26 protein-coding genes and 1 pseudogene are annotated in these 24333 nt (G+C 71.9%); 11 read left to right on the top strand and 16 right to left on the bottom strand.

Annotated elements, in window-relative coordinates:
* Positions 1-102 precede the first annotated feature (102 nt).
* Positions 103-969, bottom strand: a complete 867-nt coding sequence (locus tag IF28_RS0100760) for a helix-turn-helix transcriptional regulator (RefSeq protein ID WP_030212194.1) — start codon at positions 967-969, stop codon at positions 103-105.
* A 125-nt stretch (positions 970-1094) separates the two neighbouring features.
* On the opposite strand from IF28_RS0100760, the gene IF28_RS0100755 reads away from it, so the two are divergent.
* Entirely contained in the window at positions 1095-2768 is a 1674-nt protein-coding gene (locus tag IF28_RS0100755; RefSeq protein ID WP_030212189.1) for an AMP-binding protein, read from the top strand.
* Positions 2765-4375, top strand: coding sequence for an AMP-binding protein (locus IF28_RS0100750; protein ID WP_030212186.1), 1611 nt, complete (start codon positions 2765-2767; stop codon positions 4373-4375). The genes IF28_RS0100755 and IF28_RS0100750 overlap by 4 nt, the downstream gene beginning before the upstream one ends.
* On the opposite strand, the gene IF28_RS0100745 is transcribed toward IF28_RS0100750, so the two are convergent.
* Together IF28_RS0100745 and IF28_RS0100740 are read right to left on the bottom strand one after the other, a co-directional pair.
* A complete protein-coding gene (locus IF28_RS0100745; RefSeq protein ID WP_030212183.1) occupies positions 4372-4890 on the bottom strand; it encodes a GNAT family N-acetyltransferase in 519 nt (172 codons plus the stop codon). The two genes, IF28_RS0100750 and IF28_RS0100745, sit on opposite strands and share 4 nt — an antisense overlap.
* 43 nt (positions 4891-4933) lie before the next feature.
* A complete protein-coding gene (locus IF28_RS0100740) occupies positions 4934-5560 on the bottom strand; it encodes a hypothetical protein (protein ID WP_030212180.1) in 627 nt (208 codons plus the stop codon).
* A 200-nt stretch (positions 5561-5760) separates the two neighbouring features.
* On the opposite strand from IF28_RS0100740, the gene gcl reads away from it, so the two are divergent.
* Complete coding sequence (gcl, locus tag IF28_RS0100735) at positions 5761-7545, top strand: glyoxylate carboligase (RefSeq protein ID WP_030212177.1); 1785 nt, start codon at positions 5761-5763, stop codon at positions 7543-7545.
* Positions 7546-7572: 27 nt separating this feature from the next.
* Here gcl and IF28_RS0100730 read toward each other — a convergent pair whose 3' ends face one another.
* The 7 genes from IF28_RS0100730 to modA all read right to left on the bottom strand — a co-directional run bounded on the left by IF28_RS0100730 (position 7573) and on the right by modA (position 13597).
* Positions 7573-8271: a hypothetical protein gene (locus tag IF28_RS0100730; protein WP_030212174.1), complete on the bottom strand. Its 699-nt coding sequence runs from the start codon at positions 8269-8271 to the stop codon at positions 7573-7575.
* A 162-nt stretch (positions 8272-8433) separates the two neighbouring features.
* Positions 8434-8673 carry a hypothetical protein gene (locus IF28_RS0100725; protein ID WP_030212172.1) on the bottom strand — a complete coding sequence of 80 codons (240 nt, stop codon included), beginning with the start codon at positions 8671-8673 and terminating at the stop codon, positions 8434-8436.
* Positions 8674-8953: 280 nt separating this feature from the next.
* Positions 8954-9847, bottom strand: a complete 894-nt coding sequence (locus tag IF28_RS0100720) for a 2-hydroxy-3-oxopropionate reductase (RefSeq protein WP_030212170.1) — start codon at positions 9845-9847, stop codon at positions 8954-8956.
* A 31-nt stretch (positions 9848-9878) separates the two neighbouring features.
* Positions 9879-10700, bottom strand: coding sequence for a TIM barrel protein (locus IF28_RS0100715; protein ID WP_030212168.1), 822 nt, complete (start codon positions 10698-10700; stop codon positions 9879-9881).
* 193 nt (positions 10701-10893) lie between these two features.
* Entirely contained in the window at positions 10894-11979 is a 1086-nt protein-coding gene (locus IF28_RS0100710) for an ABC transporter ATP-binding protein (RefSeq protein WP_030212165.1), read from the bottom strand.
* Positions 11976-12785: a molybdate ABC transporter permease subunit gene (modB, locus tag IF28_RS0100705; protein WP_030212163.1), complete on the bottom strand. Its 810-nt coding sequence runs from the start codon at positions 12783-12785 to the stop codon at positions 11976-11978. Before modB ends, IF28_RS0100710 begins: the two co-directional genes overlap by 4 nt.
* The gene (gene modA / locus IF28_RS0100700; protein WP_030212161.1) at positions 12782-13597 is read right to left on the bottom strand and encodes a molybdate ABC transporter substrate-binding protein; all 816 of its coding nucleotides are present in this window, start codon (positions 13595-13597) and stop codon (positions 12782-12784) included. Before modA ends, modB begins: the two co-directional genes overlap by 4 nt.
* A 371-nt stretch (positions 13598-13968) precedes the next feature.
* Between modA and IF28_RS0100695 the strand changes: the two genes are divergently transcribed.
* The 6 genes from IF28_RS0100695 (at position 13969) to IF28_RS0100670 (ending at position 17916) form a co-directional block, all read left to right on the top strand.
* A complete protein-coding gene (locus tag IF28_RS0100695) occupies positions 13969-14220 on the top strand; it encodes a hypothetical protein (protein WP_030212159.1) in 252 nt (83 codons plus the stop codon).
* Between the two features lie 41 nt (positions 14221-14261).
* On the top strand, positions 14262-14573 hold the full coding sequence (locus IF28_RS0100690; RefSeq protein ID WP_051713586.1) for a helix-turn-helix domain-containing protein: 312 nt from the start codon (positions 14262-14264) through the stop codon (positions 14571-14573).
* Between the two features lie 91 nt (positions 14574-14664).
* Positions 14665-15186, top strand: a complete 522-nt coding sequence (gene uraD / locus IF28_RS0100685; RefSeq protein WP_030212155.1) for a 2-oxo-4-hydroxy-4-carboxy-5-ureidoimidazoline decarboxylase — start codon at positions 14665-14667, stop codon at positions 15184-15186.
* Between the two features lies 1 nt (position 15187).
* Positions 15188-15559, top strand: a complete 372-nt coding sequence (uraH, locus tag IF28_RS0100680; RefSeq protein ID WP_030212153.1) for a hydroxyisourate hydrolase — start codon at positions 15188-15190, stop codon at positions 15557-15559.
* A gap of 4 nt (positions 15560-15563) precedes the next feature.
* Entirely contained in the window at positions 15564-16481 is a 918-nt protein-coding gene (gene pucL / locus IF28_RS0100675; RefSeq protein ID WP_030212150.1) for a factor-independent urate hydroxylase, read from the top strand.
* A 55-nt stretch (positions 16482-16536) separates the two neighbouring features.
* On the top strand, positions 16537-17916 hold the full coding sequence (locus IF28_RS0100670; protein WP_030212147.1) for an 8-oxoguanine deaminase: 1380 nt from the start codon (positions 16537-16539) through the stop codon (positions 17914-17916).
* A gap of 109 nt (positions 17917-18025) precedes the next feature.
* Here the strand turns inward: IF28_RS0100670 and IF28_RS0100665 are convergent, their stop codons facing one another.
* From IF28_RS0100665 to IF28_RS0100650, 4 genes are all read right to left on the bottom strand, one after another.
* Positions 18026-18679 (bottom strand): peptidoglycan recognition family protein, encoded by a 654-nt coding sequence (locus IF28_RS0100665; protein ID WP_030212144.1) that lies wholly within the window; start codon positions 18677-18679, stop codon positions 18026-18028.
* 83 nt (positions 18680-18762) lie between these two features.
* A complete protein-coding gene (locus IF28_RS0100660) occupies positions 18763-19638 on the bottom strand; it encodes a lysozyme (RefSeq protein ID WP_030212142.1) in 876 nt (291 codons plus the stop codon).
* A 239-nt stretch (positions 19639-19877) separates the two neighbouring features.
* Positions 19878-20300 carry an acyl-CoA thioesterase gene (locus tag IF28_RS0100655; RefSeq protein WP_030212139.1) on the bottom strand — a complete coding sequence of 141 codons (423 nt, stop codon included), beginning with the start codon at positions 20298-20300 and terminating at the stop codon, positions 19878-19880.
* Between the two features lie 67 nt (positions 20301-20367).
* Positions 20368-20994 (bottom strand): hypothetical protein, encoded by a 627-nt coding sequence (locus IF28_RS0100650; RefSeq protein WP_030212137.1) that lies wholly within the window; start codon positions 20992-20994, stop codon positions 20368-20370.
* Positions 20995-21240: 246 nt separating this feature from the next.
* On the opposite strand from IF28_RS0100650, the gene IF28_RS40325 reads away from it, so the two are divergent.
* Positions 21241-22203 carry an NUDIX hydrolase gene (locus IF28_RS40325; RefSeq protein WP_420713768.1) on the top strand — a complete coding sequence of 321 codons (963 nt, stop codon included), beginning with the start codon at positions 21241-21243 and terminating at the stop codon, positions 22201-22203.
* Between the two features lie 26 nt (positions 22204-22229).
* On the opposite strand, the gene IF28_RS0100630 is transcribed toward IF28_RS40325, so the two are convergent.
* Entirely contained in the window at positions 22230-23162 is a 933-nt protein-coding gene (locus IF28_RS0100630; protein ID WP_030212133.1) for an MBL fold metallo-hydrolase, read from the bottom strand.
* Positions 23163-23307: 145 nt separating this feature from the next.
* Here IF28_RS0100630 and IF28_RS0100625 point away from each other — a divergent pair, with 145 nt between their 5' ends.
* On the top strand, positions 23308-24204 hold the full coding sequence (locus IF28_RS0100625; RefSeq protein WP_030212130.1) for a helix-turn-helix domain-containing protein: 897 nt from the start codon (positions 23308-23310) through the stop codon (positions 24202-24204).
* Positions 24205-24212: 8 nt separating this feature from the next.
* Here IF28_RS0100625 and IF28_RS39630 read toward each other — a convergent pair.
* Positions 24213-24296 (bottom strand): annotated as a pseudogene (locus tag IF28_RS39630) (hypothetical protein); the annotation flags it as partial.
* Between the last annotated feature and the right edge of the window lie 37 nt (positions 24297-24333).

The raw sequence follows: 24333 nt of genomic DNA, 5'->3' as shown, positions 1-24333 counted from the left end.
TTCCGGACGGACCGTGTAGTGAGGCAAATTACAGCCGGTCCTGCGACGGGGAAATCCACGATGTACCGGAGGTAATACCCGCTCCGGGAATACGGTCCAAACCTACGGCAACCACCCCGCCCGGCGGGCGGCGACCACGGCCTGCCCCCGGGTGCGCACCCCCAGCTTCCGCATCGCCGACCGCAGATACGCCTTGACGGTCTCCGCCGTCACCCCCAGCCGCTCCGCCGCCACCCCGTTCGTCGCCCCCGCCGCCACACACGCGAGCACGTCCACCTCCCGGGGCGCGAGCCGTACGGCCGGGGCCCGGGAGGTGTCCGTGGTGAGCAGGGCGCACGCCTGGAGCAGCTCGGCCCGCAGCGCGGAGTCCGCGATCCGCGGCGCCAGCGCCCGCAGCGCCGCGTGCGCCTCCCGCACCTGCTCCCACGCCGCCCCGGAAGGGCGCCCGGCGGGCGGCCCGGCCGGCGGACCCGGTTCCGGCCGGACGGCCGCCGCCATCAGCGCCGCCGCCTCCTCCCGCGCCACCAGCGCCTGCTCCACGTCCCGCGCGGCCTGGACCGCCGCGCCGAGCGTGCGGTCCCCCAGCGGCTGGGCCGCGCGCAGGGCGCCGTACAGCACGGCTCGCACCCGACGCCGTACGACCACTGGTACGGCGACGACGGCGCGCAGGCCCTCGGCGGCGACCGGGACGTCGTACTCGTGGCTGATCTGCCGGGAGACGGAGTAGTCCGTCACCGCGCACGGCCGGGCGAGCGCCACCGCCCTGCCGCCCAGACCGAAGCCGGAGGACACCGCGAGCGCGCTCAGCGCCGGCGTCGCGGTGCCGCTCAGCTCGCTGATGCGCACGTGCCGCCGGCCCGGCTCCACCAGTCCGCCGAAGGCCACCGGCAGCCCGGTCGCGTGCCGCAGCCGCAGCAGCGCGCCGCGGATCTCCACCGCGTCGCCCGCACTCATCGGGTCGGCTGTCATCCGTTCACCCCTTCACCACGGTCCCCGCGCGAGCGCACACCCCCGTTCGGGGGTAGTGAGACACGCATCACGGATTACACGATGGGGACGAGCCGCCCGGCAATGGTCCGGCAGGAGGAGGAGACATGACGACGGCCACGGAGGCGTTCCGCGGGGCCCGGGACTTTCTGCTGGAACACCGCGAGGACTACGCGACCGCCTACCGGGAATTCGCCTGGCCCCGGCCCGAGCGGTTCAACTGGGCGCTCGACTGGTTCGACGCGATCGCGGACGGCAACGACCGCACCGCCCTGCACCTGGTCGAGGAGGACGGCGAGGAGACCCGGCTGTCCTTCGCCGCGCTGTCCCGCCGCTCCGACCAGGTCGCCAACTGGCTGCGCGAGCGGGGCGTGCGCGCCGAGGACCGGGTGCTGGTCATGCTCGGCAACCAGGCCGAGCTGTGGGAGACCGCCCTGGCCGCGATGAAGCTGCGGGCCGTGGTCATCCCGGCCACGCCGCTGCTCGGCCCCGCCGATCTGCGCGACCGTGTCGAGCGGGGCCGCGTCCGCCATGTGATCGCCCGCACGGCGGACACCGCGAAGTTCGACGAGGTGCCCGGCGACTACACCCGCGTCGCCGTGGGGGAGGCACCGGGCGGGAGCTGGCTGCCGTACGCCGGCACGTACGGCGCCGCCGAGCGCTTCGCGCCCGACGGGCCCACCCTCTCCGACGACCCCCTGATGCTGTACTTCACCTCCGGCACCACCGCCCGCCCCAAGCTGGTCGAGCACACCCACACCTCGTACCCGATCGGGCATCTGGCGACCATGTACTGGATCGGCCTGCGTCCCGGCGACGTGCACCTCAACATCTCCTCGCCCGGCTGGGCCAAGCACGCCTGGTCCAACCTGTTCGCCCCGTGGAACGCGGAGGCGACCGTCTTCCTGCACAACTACACCCGCTTCGACGCGCCCCGGCTGATGGCGGAGATGGACAGGGCCGGCGTCACCACCTTCTGCGCCCCGCCGACCGTGTGGCGCATGCTCATCCAGGCCGACCTCAGCCTGCTGCGCACCCCGCCCCGCGAGGTCGTCGCCGCGGGCGAGCCGCTCAACCCCGAGGTCATCGAGCAGGTCCGGCGCGCCTGGGGCGTGACCATCCGGGACGGCTTCGGCCAGACGGAGACCGCCGTCCAGGTCTCCAACAGCCCCGGCCAGGTCCTCAAGACCGGCTCCATGGGCCGTCCCAGCCCCGGCTACCGCATGGAACTCCTCGACCCCGTCTCCGGCGCGCCCGGCGCCGCCGAGGGCGAGATCGCCCTCGATCTCTCCGCCCGCCCGGTGGGCCTGATGACCGGCTACCACGGAGACCCGGACCGTACGGCGGAGGCGATGGCCGGCGGCTACTACCGGACCGGTGACATCGGCTCGCGCGACGACGACGGGTACATCACCTACGTCGGCCGCGCGGACGACGTCTTCAAGGCCAGCGACTACAAGATCAGCCCCTTCGAGCTGGAGAGCGTGCTGCTGGAGCACGAGGCGGTCGCCGAGGCGGCGGTGGTGCCGGCCCCGGACCCGCTGCGGCTGGCCGTGCCGAAGGCGTACATCGTGCTCGCGGAGGGCTGGGAGCCCGGACCGGACACCGCGAAGGTCCTCTTCGAGCACTCCCGCGAGGCCCTCGCCCCCTACAAGCGGCTGCGCCGGCTGGAGTTCGGGGAACTGCCCAAGACGGTCTCCGGGAAGATCCGCCGTATCGAACTGCGCGAGGCCACGGCGGCCGGCTCCACCGCCGAGTACCGCGAGGAGGACTTCCGGTGACCGAACGCTCCTACACGCACGGGACGAGCGGGACCCCGCTGCTCGGCGACACCATCGGCGCCAACCTCGGCCGGGCGATCGCCGCGTGGCCCGACCGGGAGGCCCTGGTCGACGTGCCGTCCGGCCGGCGCTGGACGTACGCCGAGTTCGGCGCCGCCGTCGACGAGGTGGCGCGCGGACTGCTGGCGAACGGCATCGGGACCGGCGACCGGGTGGGCATCTGGGCGGTCAACTGCCCCGAGTGGGTCCTCGTGCAGTACGCCACCGCCCGTATCGGCGTCATCATGGTGAACATCAACCCCGCCTACCGGGCGCATGAGTTGGAGTACGTGCTCAAGCAGTCCGGGATCGCGCTGCTGGTGTCCTCGCTCGCCCACAAGGGCACCGACTACCGGGCGCTCGTGGACCAGGTGCGCGGCTCCTGCCCCGACTTGCGGGAGACCGTCTACATCGGCGACCCGTCCTGGGACGCGCTCACCGCCGCCGCGTCCGCCGTACCGCCGGAGCGGCCCGACGAGATCGCGGCCGGGCTCAGCTGCGACGACCCGGTCAACATCCAGTACACCTCCGGCACCACGGGCTTCCCGAAGGGCGCCACGCTCTCCCACCACAACATCCTCAACAACGGTTACTGGGTGGGCCGTACGGTCGGCTACACCGAGCAGGACCGGGTCTGCCTGCCGGTGCCGTTCTACCACTGCTTCGGCATGGTCATGGGCAATCTGGGCGCCACCTCCCACGGCGCCTGCATCGTCATCCCCGCCCCCTCCTTCGAGCCGAAGGCCACCCTCGACGCCGTCCGGCGGGAGCGCTGCACCTCGCTCTACGGCGTGCCCACCATGTTCATCGCCGAACTCAACCTGCCCGACTTCGCCTCGTACGACCTCACCTCGCTGCGCACCGGCATCATGGCGGGCTCGCCCTGCCCGGTGGAGGTGATGAAGCGGGTGGTCGCCGAGATGCACATGGAGCAGGTCTCCATCTGCTACGGCATGACCGAGACCTCCCCGGTCTCGCTGCAGACCCGCATGGACGACGACCTGGAACACCGCACCGGCACCGTCGGCCGGGTACTGCCGCACATCGAGGTCAAGGTCGTCGACCCGGCGACCGGTGTGACCCGGCCGCGGGGCAGCGCGGGGGAGCTGTGCACCCGCGGCTACAGCGTGATGCTCGGCTACTGGAACGAGCCCGAGAGGACCGCCGAGGCCGTCGACGCCGGCCGCTGGATGCACACCGGGGACCTCGCGGTGATGCGCGAGGACGGCTATGTGGAGATCGTCGGCCGTATCAAGGACATGATCATCCGGGGCGGGGAGAACATCTACCCGCGCGAGATCGAGGAGTTCCTCCACGCCCACCCGAAGATCGCGGACGTCCAGGTCGTCGGCGTCGCGCACGAGCGGTACGGCGAGGAGGTGCTCGCCTGCGTCATCCCGCGCGACCCGGTCGACCCGCTCACCCTGGAGGAACTGCGCGCCTTCTGCACGGACCGCCTCGCCCACTACAAGATCCCGAGCCGCCTCCAGCTCCTCGAGACCTTCCCCATGACGGTGTCCGGAAAGGTACGCAAGGTGGAACTGCGGGAGCGGTACGCGACCCCCTAGGCGCCGGTCCGTGGAACGTCCGCGCGCATGCACACGCGCGGCCACCGGTCGAGGCCGTGGCCGGCCTCCTCGGCGCGGATCCGGCGCAGGCCCGGGGTGAGTTCGGGCTCGGTCAGGGCGCGGAAGCCGAGGCGGGTGTAGTACGGGGCGTTCCACGGGACGTCGGCGAACGTGGTCAACGTGAGCGCCTTCAGGCCGTGTTCGCGGGCGTGGGCGGCGGCGTGGGCGAGCAGGGCGCGTCCCACGCCCCGGCGGGCGGCGAGCGGATGGACGGAGACCTGCTCCACGTGGAGCGCGTCGTCGACGGGTTCGGCGATCAGATAGGCGACGGGCCGGTCGCCGAGGGCCGCGACCCAGCAGCGGCCCGCCTCGCGATAGCGCTCCAGCATGTTCAGGGCGGGTGGTTCGTCGTCGGCGATGTCCGGCATGCCGACGTCGCGGAACGGGGCGCCGGCGGCCCGCTCGATGTCCTGGAGGACGGGCAGTTCGCCGGAGGTGGCGGGACGGATGCGCATCCGCCGAGTATCGGGTGCCGGCGGCGGGCCCGTCGCCGGGATTTCAGGCCCTGTCGGCGGGACCGTTCACCGCACGCGCGCGGCCGGCGGGGTCGAGCAGGAACAGCGGCACGTCCAGGGTGTCGGCGCGGGCGCGGGCCTCGCCGTCGTAACCGGCGACGGAGAAGTACAGGCACCCCGCGGATTCCGTCATCGCCGCCAGCCACAGGCACTCCACGTCCCGCGCGGTCGTCGGGCGTGCCGACGGGTCGACCTGGGCGAGGATCCCGCGGCCGACCAGACCGGTCCCGGACGGGGAGTGCCGCCCGGTGCGGCGGACGTCCTCGTGGCCGAGCCGGCGCAGATGCCGTACGGCGGCCGTGACCGGGTCCGTCGTGGCGCGGACCGCGGGCTTCCCCGGGAGGGGCGGCGGGCCGGTCACCGGGATCCGCAGCACCGTCCCGCACGCGCACCCCAGTTCGGGTCGCGGCCACTGGCCGGGCAGCCCGCACTGTCCGCAGCGCACAGTGATCCACTCCTCGTCCCAGGCGCGGTGCCCGACGAGGTCCGGCACCCCGTCCAGATCCAGCGGCGCCGTGACGGGCGCACCGCACGCGCAGGGATACGACGGTGCCGTGTAGCGGTGCGAGCGCCTACAGGCGGGGCAGCGCACCGGCACGCTCTCGGCCATGACCCACTCCCGGGTTCTCGAGATTCGGCCATCGTCCTCCACCGGCCCGCCGCGTGTCCGGCACTTGCCCCTCTCTTGACGGGCTCAGCCACCCCTCATACATTCATTCCAGATAGTAGAAATTATTTTCCGTAATACGGAATCTGCTCGCCGCAGGGCGCGACGGGAGCGCGAATCCGACAGTCGGATCAGGAGACTCCATGGCTCGTATGACCGCTGCCCGCGCGGCAGTCGAAATCCTCAGGCGTGAGGGCGTCACCGACGCGTTCGGTGTCCCGGGCGCGGCGATCAACCCCTTCTACGCGGCCCTCAAGGCGTCCGGCGGCATCACCCACACCCTCGCCCGCCATGTGGAGGGCGCCTCCCACATGGCCGAGGGCTACACCCGCACCCGGCCCGGCAACATCGGCGTCTGCGTCGGCACGTCGGGACCGGCCGGCACCGACATGATCACCGGCCTGTACTCCGCCATCGGGGACTCGATCCCGATCCTCTGCATCACAGGACAGGCCCCGACCGGGGTGATCCACAAGGAGGACTTCCAGGCCGTCGACATCGCCGCCATCGCGCGGCCGGTCACCAAGATGGCCATGACCGTGCTGGAGGCCGCGCAGGTACCCGGCGCCTTCCAGCAGGCCTTCCACCTCATGCGCTCCGGCCGGCCCGGCCCCGTGCTGATCGATCTGCCGGTCGACGTACAGCTGACGGAGATCGAGTTCGACCCGGACACCTACGCACCGCTCCCGGTCTACCGGCCCGCGGCCTCCCGCGCGCAGATCGAGAAGGCGCTCGGCATGCTGAACGCCGCCGAGCGCCCGCTGATCGTCGCCGGCGGCGGTGTCATCAACGCCGACGCCGCCGAAACGCTCGTCCGGTTCGCCGAGTTGACCGGCACCCCGGTCGTGCCGACCCTCATGGGCTGGGGAGCGATCCCCGACGACCACGAACTCAACGCCGGCATGGTCGGCCTGCAGACCTCCCACCGCTACGGCAACGCGACCTTCCTGGAGTCCGACTTCGTCCTCGGCATCGGCAACCGCTGGGCCAACCGCCACACCGGACGCCTCGATGTCTACACGGCCGGACGGACGTTCGTCCACATCGACATCGAACCCACCCAGATCGGCCGGATCTTCGCCCCCGACTACGGCATCACCTCCGACGCGCGCGCCGCGCTGGAACTCTTCGTCGAGGTGGCCGGGGAACTGAGGGCCGAGGGCCGGCTGCCCGACCGTTCCCCATGGGCCGCCGCCACCCAGGAGAAGCGCGCCGCACTCCAGCGCCGTACCCACTTCGACGACACCCCGATCAAACCGCAGCGGGTCTACCAGGAGATGAACAGGGCCTTCGGCCCCGAGACGCGATACGTCTCCACCATCGGCCTCTCACAGATCGCCGGCGCGCAGCTGCTGCACGTCCACCGGCCCCGGCACTGGATCAACTGCGGCCAGGCCGGCCCCCTCGGCTGGACCGTCCCCGCCGCGCTCGGCGTGGCGAAGGCCGACCCCGCGACACCGGTCGTCGCCCTGTCCGGCGACTACGACTTCCAGTTCATGATCGAGGAACTGGCCGTCGGAGCCCAGCACAAGATCCCCTACGTCCATGTCCTGGTCAACAACGCCTACTTGGGCCTGATCCGGCAGGCACAGCGGGCCTTCGGCATCGACTTCCAGGTCAGCCTCGGGTTCGAGAACGTCAACACCCCGGAGCTGGGCGTCTACGGCGTCGACCACGTCAAGGTCGCCGAAGGGCTCGGCTGCAAGGCGATCCGGGTGACCGACCCGGACGAACTGGGTTCCGCCCTGGAACAGGCCGGGAAACTCGCGGCCGAGTACCGGGTGCCGGTCGTCGTCGAGGCGATCCTGGAACGCGTCACCAACATCGCCATGTCGACCACCAACGACATCGGTGACGTCGTCGAGTTCGAGGAGACCGCGACCGAACCGTGGCACGCCCCCACGTCGATCAGGACGCTGAAGCCCTGACCCGCGCGGGGGCGGCCCCGCGCGCCCTCAGTCGCCGCCCCCGCCGCCGCAGCCGCCCCCGCCCCCACAGCTCAGGGGAGACCCGCCGCTGCCGTAGGTACCGCCTCCGGCGGAGTGGCGCAGGCCCTTGTCCCTGAGCCTGACCCGTTCGGTCAGGCCCGCCCGCAGGGCGAAGCGCGGCACGAGCGCGCTCAGGGCGGGCTTGCCGTGCAGGGCGACGGCGATCAGCTTCCGTTCGTCCGTCAGGCCGTGCCGGCTCGACGGCAGCGGGAACGCCTTCCGCAGGATGCCTATCCGCCGGCGGGCCGCCCTGTTCGGCCCGAGCAGGGCGGCCCGCAGCATCCCCGCCTCCGCCAGCCCGACCCGCACCTCCGCCAGCGCCCAGCGGACGTCCGGGTGCCGCAGCAACTCCCGTATCTCGGACGGCTCGTCGAGGCACTGGTAGACGGCGCTCTCCAGGTACAGCGCGCGCACCTCGCCCGTGAGGGCGTCCACCCGCCCCACGGCCACCTCGGCGGCCACGTCCAGCGAGACCCCCGGCGGCGGCAGCGGGGGCAGTGCCCGTCCCGCCTCGGAGTCGACCGCCCGTATCGTGCCCGGCGCGCCCGCCTCGACGGCGCCCCGCAGATGCAGCGCGACCACGGCCACCGTGACCGCGGCGCGCGCACCGCCGGCCAGCAGGGCGAGCTCGTGCGGCGTCCCCCGGACCCCTCCGCTGTCGTTCATGGCGTGTCACCCCCTGAAGCGGGGCCCGCCGCCCCCGTGCCGGCGGGCCCCGCGTTGCCAGGAGTGTGCCCGCGGGCGACGGGGGCCGAAGCGTTTCCGGCCGCCTTCAGAGGTTCATTTGAGGGTGACGTAGCCGCTGTACGGCCGATGCCGTAGCGGCGCTCATGTCGTCTCGTGGTGTTCCGAGAGGCCCGGCCAGTCGTCGGGACCGCCGCCCTGCCAGTCGATCAGGTCCGTCCCCTCGACATCGGTGACGTACAGGTCGGCCAGCCGCAGGATCTCGGCCACGTCGTCGACGTGCGTCGCGATGCCCAGGGTGTCGTCGTCCGAGGTGACCCGCCGGGAGCCGTCGAGAGCCGGGGAGTGCACCACGATGTGCGGATGCTCCGTGGGATGTGCCATGCCCCCAGGCTGCTGCGCCCCGGCCGGATCCGCACCCCGGATGCGGGACCGCCCGGGCGGGGCTCGGGACCGCGGCGGCGGCGGGACCCCCTTCTCAGGCCGGGGCGGGAGTCCCGCCGCCTTCGCCACCGCACTGGCGCGCGTACCGCCGCGGCGCCCTCGCCCCGCGCCCACGGCCGTGGCCGTACGCGAGTCGCCGTGCCCCGTCGGGGCGGTTCCGGGCGGCGCCGGTGCCTTGGGCGCGACAGGACGGATGTCGGCGCCGGCGCCGCCCGGAGGTCTATGCGAGGTGCGTGCCGGACAGCCGCTCGACCGCCCTCAGCAGCGCGGAGTGGTCCAGCCTGCCGTCGCCCCGCGCGCGCAGGCTCGCCACCAGCTGGGCGACCACGGCACCGACGGGCAGGGCGGCGCCCACGGCGCGGGCGGCGTCGGTGACGATGCCCATGTCCTTGTGGTGCAGATCGATCCGGAAGCCCGGCGTGAAGTCCCGGTTCAGGAAGTTGTCCTTCTTCCGGGTCAGCACCGTCGAGCCGGCCAGTCCGCCGTTCAGGACCTCGAGCGCCGCCGTGAGGTCCACGCCGGACTTCTCCAGGAAGACCACGGCCTCCGCGCACGCCTGGATGTTGACGGCGACGATCAGCTGATTGGCGGCCTTCACGGTCTGCCCCGAGCCGTGCGGGCCGCACCGCACGACCGTCCTGCCGAGCGCCGCGAAGAGCGGCTTCGCCTCCTCGAAGTCGGCCTGCCCGCCGCCCACCATGATGGACAGCACCGCCTCGACGGCCCCGGCCTCACCGCCCGACACGGGGGCGTCCAGCACCCGGATGCCCTTGTCCTTCGCGGCGGCGGCCAGATCGACCGAGGTCTGTGGCGTGATCGAGGACATGTCGATCAGCAGGGCCCCGGGCCGGGCGTTCTCCAGGATGCCGCCGGGGCCGTACGCGATCGCCTCGACCTGCGGCGACGCCGGAACCATCGTGATGATCACATCGGCGTTCCGTACGGCCTCGGCGACCGAGCCGGCCACGGTGCCGCCGGCACCGGCCAGCCGGTCCAGCTTCTCCCGCTCCAGGGTGTGGCCGGTGACGTGGTAGCCCGCCCTGATCAGGTTCTCGGACATCGGGGAGCCCATGACGCCGAGACCTATCCAGGCGACCGTGGGAAGGTTGCTCATGTCGGGGTGCCTCTCGGTACGGGGGTTCTGGTCAGCGGGGGAGCCAGTCGAAGGCCTCCGTGCCGGGGCGGTCGCCGGTCTTGTACTCCAGGCCGACCCAGCCGTCGTATCCGGCCTTGCGCAGCCGGTCCAGGAGGTCCTCCAGCGGGAGCGAACCGGTGCCGGGGGCGCCGCGGCCGGGGCTGTCGGCGATCTGCACATGGCCGGTCCTTCCGGCGTACCGGTCGATCACCGCCGGCAGGTCCTCGCCGTTCCTCGCCAGGTGGTAGAGGTCCATCAGGAAACGGGCGTTGCCCAGTCCCGTGGCCGCGTTCACCCGGTCCACGACATCCACGGCGGCGGGCGCCGACACCAGCGGGTACCGCGGCGACTCGGGCGCGTTCAGCGCCTCGATCAGCAGCATCGCGCCGATCCGGTCGGCGGCGCGGGCGGCGAGGACGAGGTTCTCCAGCGCGAGCGCGTCCTGCTCGGCCGGGTCCACGCCGTCGACCCGGTTGCCGTACAGCGCGTTCAGCGCCGTACAGCCGAGGGAGTGGGCGAAACCGACGGCCACGTCGATGTTGGCGCGGAACCGCTCCGACTCCTCACCGGGGACGGACAGGGCGCCCCGGTCGGGTCCGGGGAGCCGTCCGGCGTAGAAGTTCAGGCCGGTGAGGTGTACGCCCGCGTCCTCGATCGCCCTGTGCAGCGCGTCGAGCCGAGATCGTCCGGGAGTGGGGGAGTCGACCCAGGGCCACCACAGCTCGACCGCGGTGAAACCGGCCGCGGCGGCGGCCGCCGGGCGCTCCAGGAGCGGGAGTTCGGTGAAGAGGATCGACAGATTGACGTCGAACCGCTGGTCTGCGAATCCCATCGGGGACGGCCTTCCTGTAATTCCGCATAGTGGAAATTACTTTCTGTTTGATGGAAGACTGCCGCCACCGTCTCGGACTGTCAAGGGGGCCGGGCGAGGCCGGTCCGCGCGACGCGGTGGGTGAGGGACGACCACGAGTCCGGCCCCGCCCGTACGGCGCCTCCTCCCGCCGCCCGGCGTGACCTGCCCGTTCTCAGTCGTGGTAGGCGCGGGTCTGGGTGGCCTTGACCGTGGCCCAGACCGTCGCACCGGCGTGCAGGTCGAGTTCCGCGGCGGCGACCGTGGTCAGATCGGCGGCCAGCGGCAGTTCGCCGGTGAGGGCGGCGCGTATCCGGTCGCCGTGCGTCTCCATGCCGGCGACCTCGCAGCGCCAGAGATTCCGGGCACTGGAGCCCGTGGGGCGGTCCCGGTGGAGGGTGACCGCGCTGGGCGGGAAGGCGACGAACGCGGGCCCGGTCAGCTCCTCCGCCGTCGTGATCACCGCCCCGTCGTCGAGCCGTACCGTGTGCCCCTTTGCCCGGCCCCGGTAGAGGTTGAGGCCGACCAGATGGGCGATGTAGTCGGTGCGGGGGTGACGGGCGACATGGCCGGGCGTGCCCTCCTGGACGACGCGGCCCTCCTCGATGACGACCAGGTGGTCGGCGAGCACCATGGCGTCGAGCGGATCGTGTGTGACGAGTACGGCGACGGCCTCGAAGTCCGCCAGATGGCGCCGGAGTTGGGCGCGGACATCGAGACGGGTGCGGGCGTCGAGGGCGGCGAGGGGCTCGTCGAGGAGCAGCAGCCGGGGGTGGGTGGCCAGGGCGCGGGCGAGCGCGACCCGCTGGGCCTGGCCGCCGGAGAGCCGCCGCGGCTTGGCGCCGGCGTGCTCGGACAGCCCCATCCGCTCCAGCCAGATGGCGGCCTGCGCGCGTGCCTCCGCCTTGCCCGTGCCCCGGCAGCGGGGCCCGAACGCGACGTTGTCCAGCGCGGAGAGGTGCGGGAAGAGCAGATAGTCCTGGAAGACCACCCCGACCGGCCGCGACTCCGGCGGCGTACGGTCCAACTCCCTTCCGTCGAGCCGCAGACGGCCGCCGTCCGACAGCGGGACGAGACCGGCGAGGGCCCGCAGGGCGGTGGTCTTGCCGGCGCCGTTGGGTCCGAGCAGCGCGACCACGTCCCCGGGTGCGGCGGCCAGCGGCACATCGAGACGGAAGGCCCCGCGCTCGACGACGAGCCGCGCGTCGAGCCCTTCGCCGGAGGGGACTTCGGGGGTGGATGCCTTGGTGACGTCGGTCATGAGGCGGTCATCCAGCGGTCGCGCAGTCCGGCGAGTACGGCGATGGACACGGCCAGCAGCACCAGGCTGAGCGCGATGGCCGCCTCCGGGTCGTTCTGCAGGGCGAGGTACACGGCCAGGGGCATGGTCTGGGTGCGGCCCGGGAAGTTCCCCGCGAAGGTGATCGTCGCGCCGAACTCGCCGAGCGCCCGCGCCCACGCCAGTACGGCACCGGCCGCGATGCCGGGCGCGATCAGCGGCAGCGTCACCCGGCGGAACGCGGTGAAACGGGAGGCGCCGAGCGTGGTGGCCGCCTCCTCGTAGCGGGGGTCGGCGGCGCGCAGCGTGCCCTCGACGCTGATGACGAGGAACGGCATCGCCACGAACGCCTCGGCGATGATCACGCCGGTGGTGGTGAACGGCAGCGTGATCCCGAACCAGGAGTCCAGCCACTGCCCCACGACCCCGTTGCGGCCCAGCGCCATCAGCAGGGCGACACCGCCCACCACCGGCGGCAGCACCAACGGCAGTGTCACCAGGGCCCGTACGAGCCCACGGCCCGGGAACTCGACCCGGGCCAGCAGCCAGGCCAGCGGCACGCCGATCACCATGCTCACCACGGTCGCGGCCGTGGCGCAGATCAGCGACAGCCGCAGCGCCTGCCACACCTCGGTGCCGGTCAGCAGACCGGGCATGCTCGACCAGGGCGCCCGCAGCAGCAGCGCGACCAGCGGGAGCACCAGGAAGGCCAGACCGATCAGGGCGGGCACGAGCAGCGGGAGCGGCGCCCCGCCGGTCGCCGTACCGGATCCGCGCGGGGCCCTCACGGCGCGGTGAACCCGGCTCCGGTCAGCGCCTTCCGGCCCTCGGCGGACCGCACCAGCTCGATGAACGCCTTGCCGGCACCGGCGTTGGGGGCGTCCTTGAGCAGGGTGATCGGATAGTCGTTGACCGCCTCGGCGGCTTCGGGGAACTCCACGCCCTCCACCTTGTCACCGGCCGCCCTCACATCCGTCCTGTACACGACGGCGGCGTCGGCCTCCTTGAGGACCACCTTGTTGAGGGCGGACTTGACGTCCTCCTCGTAGGAGACCGGGGTGAGCTCGAGACCGGCCGCGGTCAGCGCCTTCTCGGCGGCGGCGCCGCACGGCACCGTCCTGTCGCACAGCACGACCTTCAGACCGTCACCGGTGAGGTCCTTCAGGGAGGCGATCCGGTCCGGGTTGCCGGGGAGGGTGGCGATCTCCAGCCCGTTGCGGACGAACGTGACCGGGGTTCCCTCCGCCGCCCCGGCGTCCGTGACGGTCTTCATCGTCCTGGGGCTGGCCGAGGCGAACACATCGGCGGGGGCGCCGCTGGTGATCCCGGCGGCGAGCGAGTCACTGCCGCCGAAGTTGAAGACGACCTCCGTGCCGGGGTGCTCCTTCTCGAACTGCCTGCCCAGCTCGGTGAAGCTCTCCGTCAGCGAGGCGGCGGCGAACACGTTCACCGTCCCGGACACCCCCGCCCGCGCCGAGGCGGCAGACTCGCCGCCGGAGTCCGGGCCGGAGGACGAACAGGCGCTCAGGGCCAGCAGCGCGGCGACGCCCGCCCCGGTCACCTGGAGTATCCGGCCGTACCGGCGCGTGGTTCGGGTCATCTCGGGTCCACTCCCTCACCGTCCTGAACGGACACGTCCACGGTTCTTCGGCGACCACGTGGACCCATGGCCCCCGCTCCACCCGTGTCGCCGATCATACTGCCGTAGATGCCAAGTGAAGTACCCGATGGGCCTCGCATCTGCTGGACAATGATGTGAATCGCCTGGCAGATGCGTCTGCGCTGGGCGGGTTGTCCAGCCGCGGTCCCGCCGCTTCTCGCGGCCGCCTCGGCGACACCCCGCCCGACCGGGCCGGCGCCCGGCCCGTCCCGCTCCGGGACCGCCGCGGGGGGAGTCCGTTAAGGTCGTGCCGACCTGGGCCGGCGGCCGATGTGACGCGCAGGCCGGAGTCGATGCCATGTGGGGGCGCAGTGCGATTGCGGGTGGAGTTCACGACCGAGCCCTTCGACCTCGACGAGGCGCCCGCGCACGCGGTGGTGGCGCGGGAGGTCGTCGAAGGGGCCGAGCTGGACGCCGTCGATGTCGGGCCGTTCGGCAACACCGCGGAGGGCGGGGCGGAGGCGGTCCTCGACGCCGTGGACGCGGTGCTGCGCGGGGCGCTGACGGCCGGCGCCACCCGGATCTCCCTCCAGGTCAATGTCGTAGAGGAGGGCGACCGGTGAGCGAGGCGTTCATCGCGGCGGTGAGACCGCTGGTCGACGCCATGGGCGGCGAGATGATCCCGCCCGACGAGGCCGGCGGCGACGACGTCGTGCTCTCCTGGCAGGGCGCCGGCGTCGTCGCCGTACGACTGCCGCAGCTCGCGGACTCCCTCGACCACATCCTCGCGGCACTGGAACGCGCGCGGGGAAGGCCGCTCGCGGACCTGGACCGCAAGGCCAAGCAGGAGATCGTGCGCGGTCTGGAGGCGCGCGGCGCCTTCGCCGTACGGCACGGCGTGGAGACGGTGGCGGGCGCGCTCGGAGTCAGCCGCTTCACCGTCTACAACTACCTGAACCGCGAGAAGGGCACCTGAGCCCCGGATTTTCAACAAACTGTTGACGCGCTGCCCGCGTCGGCGTTCACTGTCGGCACGCCTGTTTCAGCACGCGGCCACGGAGGCTCACGTGTCGTCGACCCCCACCCCGGCGGGCCTGGCCCGCTTCAACGCGCTGGAGGAACACGCGGCCCTCGCCGCACTCCACCAGGCCTGCGCCTCCACCGCGTGGGCCCGCCGCGTGCTGGCCGCCCGCCCGTACGCCACCGCCGACGACCTGTTCGCCGCCGGTGACGCCGCCACGGCCGGCCTGACCGCGGCCGACCTGGACGAGGCCATGGCCGGACACCCGCCGATCGGCCGCCCCGAACCGGGGGACCCGGTCTCCGCGCGGGAGCAGAGCGGCATGGCGGCCGCGCCGGACGGACTCAGGGCCGAGATGCTCGAACTGAACCTGGCCTACCAGGAGCGGTTCGGCCATGTGTTCCTCATCTGCGCCACCGGCCGGACCGCCGGGCAACTGCGCGACGCCGTCAGAAAACGCCTCGGTAACACGCCGGAACGGGAACGCGAGATCGTCCGCACCGAACTGGGGAAGATCAACCGCATCCGGCTGGCCCGCCTGGCCGAGGGCGAACGCGGAGAGGACTGACATGAGCACCGACACCACCGCCTCGGTGTCCACGCACATCCTGGACACCAGCGCCGGCCGCCCCGCGGCGGGCGTCGCCGTCCGCCTCGCCGCCCGCGCGGGCCGGCACGCGGACTGGACGGCGCTCGGCGGCGCCGCGACCGACGCGGACGGGCGGTGCGAGGACCTGCCGGCGCTGCCGGAGGCCGCCACCCACGTACGGCTCGACTTCGCCGTCGAGGCGTACTTCGAGGAATCCGCCGAGAACCGGGACAGCGGCGCCACGGTGTTCTTCCCGGAGGTGACGGTCACGTTCGCCGTCGTCCCGGGCGAGCACTATCACGTACCGCTGCTGCTCAACCCGTTCGGCTACTCCGTCTACCGAGGGAGCTAGCTCCATGCCGACCATCCTGGGACAGAACCAGTACGGCAAGGCCGAGAACCGGGTCGTGAGGATCACCCGGGACGGCGCCACCCACCACATCAAGGACCTCAACGTCTCCGTCGCCCTGTCCGGCGACATGGACGAGGTCCACTACTCCGGCTCCAACGCCCATGTGCTGCCGACGGACACCACGAAGAACACGGTGTACGCGTTCGCCAAGAAGTACGGCATCGAGTCCGCCGAACAGTTCGGCATCCACCTGGCCAGGCACTTCGTCACCTCGCAGGAGCCCATCCACTGGGCCCGCATCCGCGTCGAGGAGTACGCGTGGGAGCGGATCGAGGGGGCGGGCGACGGGGCGGGCGAGGGCGGGCACTCCTTCGTCCGCAAGGGCCAGGAGACCCGGCTGACGCAGGTCGCCTACGACGGCGAACGCTGGGAGGTGATCTCCGGCCTGAAGGACCTGACCGTACTCAACTCCACCGACTCCGAGTTCCGGGGCTACGTCAAGGACGCGTACACGACCCTCGAGGAGACCCGCGACCGCGTCCTCGCCACCTCGGTCTCCGGCCGCTGGCGGTTCAACTGGACCGGCGACGACCGGCCGATGCCCGACTGGGAGCAGTCCTACACGCAGATCAGGAAGCACCTCCTCCAGGCCTTCGCCGAGACCTACTCGCTGTCCCTGCAGCAGACGATGTACGAGATGGGCGCGCGGATCATCGACCGCCGCGACGAGATAGACGAGGTCCGCTTCTCCCTCCCCAACAGCCACCACTTCCTGGTCGACCTGGAGCCCTTCGGGCTGAGCAACGACACCGCCGAGGGGGCTGTGTACGTCGCCGCCGACCGCCCCTACGGCCTGATCGAGGCGACGGTCCTGCGGGACGGACGCGAGGCGCGCATACCGGCGGACCTCACCAACCTCTGACCGCACGGGGGTTCGCCCCGTCCTCTCCTCACCACGTACGCGAAAAGGACGCACCATGGCAGCAGACCGGCGCACCGTCATCGAGAACGGCGCGATCGCGACCGTCGACGCGCACGGCACCGAGTACGCCTCCGGATACGTCGTCCTCGCCGGCAACCGCATCGAGTCGCTCGGCGCGGGTGCCGCTCCCGCCGGCCTGGAGAACGTCGTACGCCGGATCGACGCGGCCGGGCATCTCGTGACCCCCGGCCTGGTCAACACCCATCACCACTTCTACCAGTGGATCACCCGGGGCCTGGCCACCGACCACAACCTCTTCGACTGGCTCGTCGCCCTCTACCCGGTCTGGGCGCGCATCGACGAACCGATGGTCCACGCGGCGGCCCGGGGCTCGCTCGCCATGATGGCCCGCGGCGGCGTCACCACGACCATGGACCACCACTACGTCTTCCCGCGTGGCACCGGCGACCTGTCCGCGACCATCATCGGCGCCGCCCGCGACATGGGCATCCGCTTCACCCTCGCCCGCGGCTCCATGGACCGGGGGGAGAAGGACGGGGGACTGCCGCCCGACTTCGCCGTCGAGACGCTCGACGACGCGCTCGCCGCCACCGAGGAGACGGTACGCCGGCACCACGACGCCTCCTTCGACGCCATGACCCAGGTCGCCGTCGCGCCCTGCTCACCCTTCTCCGTCTCCACCGAACTTATGCGGTACGGAGCCGAGTTGGCCCGACGGCTCGGCGTACGCCTGCACACGCACGGCTCGGAGACCGTGGAGGAGGAGAAGTTCTGCCACGAGCTGTTCGGCAGGGGCCCGACGGACTACTTCGAGTCCACCGGCTGGCTCGGCGAGGACGTGTGGATGGCGCACTGCGTCCATATGAACGACTCCGACATCGCCGCGTTCGCCCGTACGGGAACGGGAGTTGCCCACTGCCCGTCCTCCAACGCCCGGCTGGCCGCCGGTATCGCCCGCGTCCCGGACATGCTCGCCGCGGGCGTCCCGGTGGGCCTCGGGGTCGACGGCACGGCGTCCAACGAGTCCGGCGAACTCCACACCGAACTCCGCAACGCCCTGCTGGTCAACCGCCTCGGCCCTCACCGCGAAACCGCCCTGAACGCCCGCCGGGCACTCCGCCTGGGCACCTACGGCGGCGCCCAAGTGCTGGGCCGCGCATCGGAGATCGGCTCCCTGGAGCCGGGCAAGCTCGCCGACCTGGTCCTGTGGCGTATGGACACCCTGGCCCACGCCTCCATCGCCGACCCGGTGACCGCGCTGGTTCTCGGCGCCCCGGCCCCGATCACGGCATCCTTCGTCAACGGCGACCAGATCGTGAAGAACGGATCCCTGCTCACAGCCGACGAGGACGAGATCGCCCGCCGCACACGTACGGAGGCCCGGCGACTGGCGGGCATCGCGGCACAGGCCTGATCACCCCGAGAACTTCGCCCGGCGCAGCTGCGGGCAGTCGTGCCGCCGGGGGCGGCACGGGTGGGCGCAGCGGCACCCGCGAACGCGGCCCACTGCACCCCCCGCCCCGCTACACCGCCGCCCCCACCTCCTCCCGCAGCCGGGGCAGCAGCTCGTGGTACACCCCCGGACACAACGTGGAGCCGTAGTCCTTGTGGCCGAAGATCTGCGAGGAAGAAACGCCGTACCGGACGCACGCATACGCGCACAGGGCCACCAGCACATCCCACTGAGCTCCCGGCGGCACCGCCCCCGCGTGATACGCCCCCTCGCAGGCAATCCCGATCGCCTGCTCGTTCTGCCCGGACGTGTGCGCCCCGAGCACGAAGCTCCGCCCGCCGGTCAGCGCCTGAAGGCTCCCGTGCCGCCCCTCGGTGATCCAGCCGCCCCGGCTGACCAGGAAGTGGTACCCGGTGTCGACCCAGCCGTTCTCGTCCAGGTGCAGGTCCTGCACCCAGTGGGCGTGCGCGTGCGCCTGGGCCCGCGAGAAATCCGCGGTGTTCGCACTCACCGTGTGGTGGATCACGATCCTGCTCGGCCGGTACTGAAGGACGCCGATGTTCCCCTGCGGGGAACGGGCGCCCCAGGCCCCGGTCGAGTCGATGTCGGGCTCTATGGCCTCAGCGCCGCGCGCGTGCGCGCTCCCGGGCATGGCGGTGACGGCGGCCAGTCCGGCCGCGCCGGCGAACAGGAGCCGGCGCCGGAGGGGGTTCTCGGGGTGCACGATCACTCCTCGGGGACGGAGTCGGGGTGGGGGAGGGGAGCCGACGGCGAAGGCCCGTCGGCTCCCCTCGGGCCGATCGGACGTCAGGTGTTGTTCGCCAGCGCCAGCAACCGCTCACGGGACCCGTTGAACTGGTTCCGGTCCACACTCCCCGCGACCCCGCTCACCGCCCCGGTGCTGGTGTACTGCCACACCGTCCAGGTGGGGAACCCGCTGGGAATCGTCGGCGCCGACGCGGACGTCCAGTGCGCCACCCACAGCGGACTCTTGGCGGACATGCCGGTCCAGTTGCCCGTGCAGGTGTTCCACCAGCTCGCCGTCGTGTAGATCACGACATCCCGCCCGGTACGCGCCTTGTAGGCGGTGTAGAAGTCGTTGACCCAGGTACGCATCTGCGTCGTGGACAGCCCGTAGCACATCGCCCCGTACGGGTTGTGCTCGATGTCCAGCACACCCGGCAGGGTGAGATTGTCACGCGACCAGCCACCCCCGTTGCCGGCGAAGTAGTTCGCCTGGGTCGCTCCGTTGGAGGCGTTCGGGAGGGCGAAGTGGTACGCCCCACGGATCACACCCGCGTTGTACGCGGCGGGATAGTTGCTGTTGAACCGGTCGTCCTTGTACGAGGTGCCCTCGGTCGCCTTGATCCAGGCGAACTGGACACCGGCGCCACGCACCGACCCCCAGTTGATGGCGCCCTGCCAGTGCGACACGTCGATGCCCTGGACTCCGTCGGTGGGGGCCAGCGCGCCACGGGAGGGCGCGTCGGCCGGAGCGGAACCCCCGTGCGCAAGGGTGCCGACACCCATGTAGGCCTCGCCGGGTTCCACGTGGACACGGTCCCGGTCGGGCCCCGGCGCGGCGGTCGCGCCGCCTGCCGCGGTGGCCGTCAGCGCGAGCGCGGCACCGAGGGCGCCGAGCGCGGTGACGATTCGTCTGCGGGGGTGGGGGAGAAAGGACATGGGGCTGCCTCCTGACACATGTGGGGATGAGCGAAGGAGGTGACGTCGGCCGCTGCCACCTGGGCAGTTCCGTACAGATGAACGTACTGATTGACGTGCGCGCGTCATTAGTTACGCACGTAGATTCCGGGCCTGTAAAGAGCTTCCGTTCCTCTCTGGTGGTCTGGTCCACTGTAGGAGCGGATGGCCTGGAAACTTGGGAACCGGGCGGCGGAAACTTTCAGAGCGTGAAAGCCCGGCTACAGCCCGAACAGCCCCGGGGCTTTCGCCAGGTCCCGGAAAACGCCCTCGGGGTTCGGCACGAGCTTGCGCCGTTCGAGGTCCATCAGCCCGCCGACGCCCGTGAGCTCGGCCGCCACGGTGCCGTCGGCCTTGGTGATCGTCTGCTCGATGGTGAAGGTCTTGCCGCCGCTCCAGACGAAGGCGCAGCTCACGTCGGCCTCGTCACCGGCGAGCAGCTCACGCCTGTAACGGATGGTGGTCTCCAGGGCGACCGGTCCCAGGCCCCGGGAGATGAGCCCCGACTGGGTGATCCCCGCCTCCTGGAGCAGCGACCAGCGCGCGTGCTCCGCGTAGTTGAGGTACACGGCCTGGTTGAGGTGACCCTGCACATCGGTCTCGTACCCGCGCACGGTCACCCGCACGGAAAACGGCTCGCTCACGGTGGCTGTCCCCTTCACGCCTGCTCGGCAGAGATGGTTGCCCGACCCACCGATCTTGGCATGCCCCTCACACCCGGCGCGGGGAGGCCAGCAGATAACGCGCCCGCGTCCTGGGCTCGGTGTACTCCCCGACCTGCCACCCGGCCCCCTCCAGCGTGGCCGCGCAGGCCCGCAGCGCGTCGACGTCCGCCTCGTACACGGCGACGGCCTCGGGCTGCGGGGTCTCCCGCACGCGATAACCGTCCTCGTCCTCACCGGCCGGCCGGTGCCCCGCCGCCTCCAGCGCGAGCGCGGCGGCCTGCACGAGATGCGAACGCTCCCACCCGCAGGGCCGGTCGGTGGCCCCGTCCGGATTGGTCATCCGCCGCAATTCGAGCATCCCCTGCCAGGCACCGCGCACCTCCCGAAGCCGGGCGGGCCCCGACCCCACCGCAGAGCGCTCACCCCCGACCCGCGCGGCGAACACCCCGGCCGTGTCCGGTACCTGGACCGGCTCGGGCGCCGCGCCCTCCTCCCGCGCCCGATGCCCCGCCGGGGTCAGAAAATGATCGTGCGGCGGCCGCGGATGCCGGAACGCCAGCCCCCGCTTCACCAAGGCGGCAAGCTGAGCCGGCGTACCACCCCGCAGTCGCCCGCTGCCGATCTCGGCACCCTCGACGAGCCGCCGCTGGGCGGCGCTGAGCGGCCGGCTCATCGAGACCCGGAGACATACGGCGCGAAGGCGACCCACTGGGCGGGGGCGAAGGCGGCCTCGACGCACGCGGGACCGTCGGCGGAGCCGCAGTGCTCCGTGGGGGGATGGGTCATCATGTCTCTCCCGACGCTTTCCCGATGAAGGCGAGCTCCCGCATCACCATTCTGCCCCCGAGCGGGCGGCGCGGCGTCGCCTCTCCCTGGACGACGGGGCCGCGCTGTCAGTGGGGACTGAGATCGTGCCTCGATGAGCGAACTGGTGGAGCATGTGGACGAGCAGGACCGCGTGTTGGGAGTCGTCGAACGAGGCGAGGCGGAGCGTCGGCACTGGCCACATCGCATCGCGGCGACGATCTGCCGTGACCGGGCAGGACGGTTCCTGGTGCTGCGGCGGTCCGGGACGCGTTCCCGGTACCCCGGCTCCTACGACGTGATGGTCGGTGGCGCCGTGAACGTGGGTGAGTCGTACGAGGAAGCCGCGGCCCGGGAACTGGCCGAAGAGCTGGGCGTTCGGGTGCCCGTGCGCTTCATGTTCAAGTTCCTTTGCCGGGAGGGGATCAGCCTCGTGTGGCTGGGGGTGCACGAGGCCGTCGTGACGGAACCCCTGACCCCGGACCCGGGCGAGATCGCCTGGCAGGGCTGGCTGACCGAGGCCGAACTGCGCGAGGTCGCCGACCGGCGGCCCTTCGTTCCGGGAGGACGGGAGGCTCTGCGCCGGTACCTGCGGTCCGAGTCCGGGCCGGCAGCCGAGAAGGCGTCCCCCCGGCGCTCCGCCGACGGCGGTGGCGACTGCGATGCGATCGGCGTGATCCCGTGGAACCTGCTGGTCGTCGAAAAGGCCCTGCGGGCCGGTTGGGCCGCTGACACCTGTTCCCCGGACGACCTCGACCGCGCCGGCTGGCAGCCCGACAACCCGGCGTGGGGGCACTGTGACATCACCGCTCTGATAGTGAACGACATCTTCGGTGGCGACCTCATGGTCGGGGAGGTCCACCGCGGCGGGGAACAGCACGGATTCCACTGGTGGAACCGGTTGCCCAGCGGTGTGGAACTCGACCTCACGCGCGAGCAGTTCCGGGACGGCCAGACCGTCACCGCGTCCCGCGTCGTCAAACGGCCACCCGGGCCTCTTCCTCGGCGCTGGGAGGAGTACCTCCTGCTGCGCGAGCGCGTCATCGAGCACCTCGGTCACCTCCCCGGGCCCGCCTGACCCGCGCGGACGACGTGCCTGAGGGGTCAGGTGCGGGAGAAGGGGGCCCAGGCGGCGATCTCGAAGCCGGAGCCTGCGCGGCGGATCTCGAAGGCGCCGTGTCCGGGCAGATGGGCGGGCAGGACGAGGGCGTTGTGGTCGGCGGCGTAGGCGTACATCCGGGACCGGCTGGCGCGGGCGGCGTCCTCGTCCTCCTCGAAGCAGCTGTTCAGGTGGGGTTCGTGGACCTGGATCGCGCCGTGCATCAGATCGCCGGCGAAGACCGCGCGGTCGCCTCCGGACTGGAGGTGGATGATCGAGGAACCCGGAGTGTGCCCGGGCGCCGCCTCGAGCCGGAGGTTGGCGTCGATGACGTAGGAGTCGTCCCACGTCCTGACCAGTCCGGCGTCGAGCACCGGGTCGACGCTGTCCTCGTACACGTTCTGGTTCCCCCGGCCGAACCGGGTGTGGGGGAGGTTCTCCGGACGCCAGTACTCGACGTCGGGGCGCGGCATCAGATAGGTCGCGTTGGGGAACGTGGGCACCCAGTCGCGTCCCTCGAGCCGGGTGTTCCAGCCGACGTGGTCGTCGTGCAGATGGGTGTTGACGACGAGGTCGACATCCTCCGGCATGATGCCCGCCGCGGCGAGGTTGTCCAGGTAACCCGTGTTCAGGTACGACCAGATGGGCTGCAGCGGACGGTACTTGCCATTGCCCGCACCGGTGTCGATCAGGATGACCCGGCCTTCGCTGCGCAGCGCCCAGGACTGGGTGGCGACGCGCGTCAGGTCGGTGCGGGCGTCCCAGTGGTCCGGGTCCAGCAGCGCGGCGTGGCGCTGCCATTCCTCCGGCTTGGAACCGGGGAAGAACACGTCGGTCGTCATCGGCGAGATGTCGGAGAACTCGATGACGCGGGTGATCTCGACGTCCCCCAGCTTCATCGTGACGACCTGGGACTCCGTGGCAGGGGTGGTGGGCATGCGGCTACCTCGATCAAGTGGGAGGGCTGTGAAGTGCTCCGTGTGATCGACTCTGAAGCCCCCCGGGGGAAGGGGACCAGACCCGCTTCTGCCTACCCCTGGCAGGTACAGGCGACGGGCCGGGCCGGGGCGCATACTGGCCGCCATGGACCGCAGATCACCGCTCGGTGAGTTCCTGATGGCGCGGCGGGCGCAGCTGAGTCCGGACGACGTCGGCCTGCCCCGGTACGGGGAACGGCGCCGGGTGCCCGGTCTGCGCCGGGAGGAACTCGCGATGCTCGCGGGGGTCAGCGCCGGCTACTACACGCGGCTCGAACAGGGACAGTCGCTCAACGCCTCGGCGGAGGTCCTCGACGCGATCGCGACCGCTCTTCGGCTGACCGCGGCCGAGCGGGACCACCTGTCCGTCCTGTCGACGACGGCGAGCCGCCGGACCGCGCCGTCGCCACCGCCCGACGAACACGCCTCCGCCGATCTCCGTACGCTGCTGGCCGCCATGGAGGATGTGCCCGCACTCGTCGTGGGCCGCCGCAACGACGTACTCGCCTGGAACGGAGCCGGGCACGCCCTGCTCGCCGGACACCTGGACGCGGCCTCGCCCGACGACCCGGACACCCGGCCCAACCTGTCCCGGCTGGTCTTCCTGGACGCGCACACCCGCGCCCTCTACCGTGACTGGCCCGCCAAGGCCCACGCCGTGGTCGGCAACCTGCGCATCCTGACGGCCCGCAACCCCCACGACACCCGTCTCGCCGCACTGGTGGGCGAACTGGCCATCCGCAGCCCCGAGTTCGCGTCCCTGTGGGCCGAGCACACCGTCGAGCCCTGCGGCCGCGACGTCTACGACCTGGCCCACCCGGTCGTCGGGAACCTGACCGTCACGCAACAGACGTTCCCCGTACCGCGGGAACCGCATCAGTCCCTCGTCGTGATCACGGCGGAGGCCAAAACCCCTTCGTCCGCGGCGCTGACGATGCTGGCACAGGCCCGCGGCCAGGGCGTGACGAGCGTGACCGGACCGGGTCGTCCGGGCAGCGGATAGGTGTCCCGGTCCAGGACGACGTCGCCGGCCTCGGGGACCCGGAAGGTCTTGGTGCCGCCGACCGGGACCCGTACGTCGTGCCGGGCCCTCAGCCGCCGGAACCCGTCGCTGCGGATGCTCGGTTCACCG

Source organism: Streptomyces sp. NRRL WC-3626 (assembly GCF_000718785.1).
Classification (GTDB): Bacteria; Actinomycetota; Actinomycetes; order Streptomycetales; family Streptomycetaceae; genus Streptomyces; species Streptomyces edwardsiae.
The sequence above is the reverse complement of the archived record's forward strand: the minus strand, read 5'-3'. Positions and strand labels throughout refer to the sequence as shown.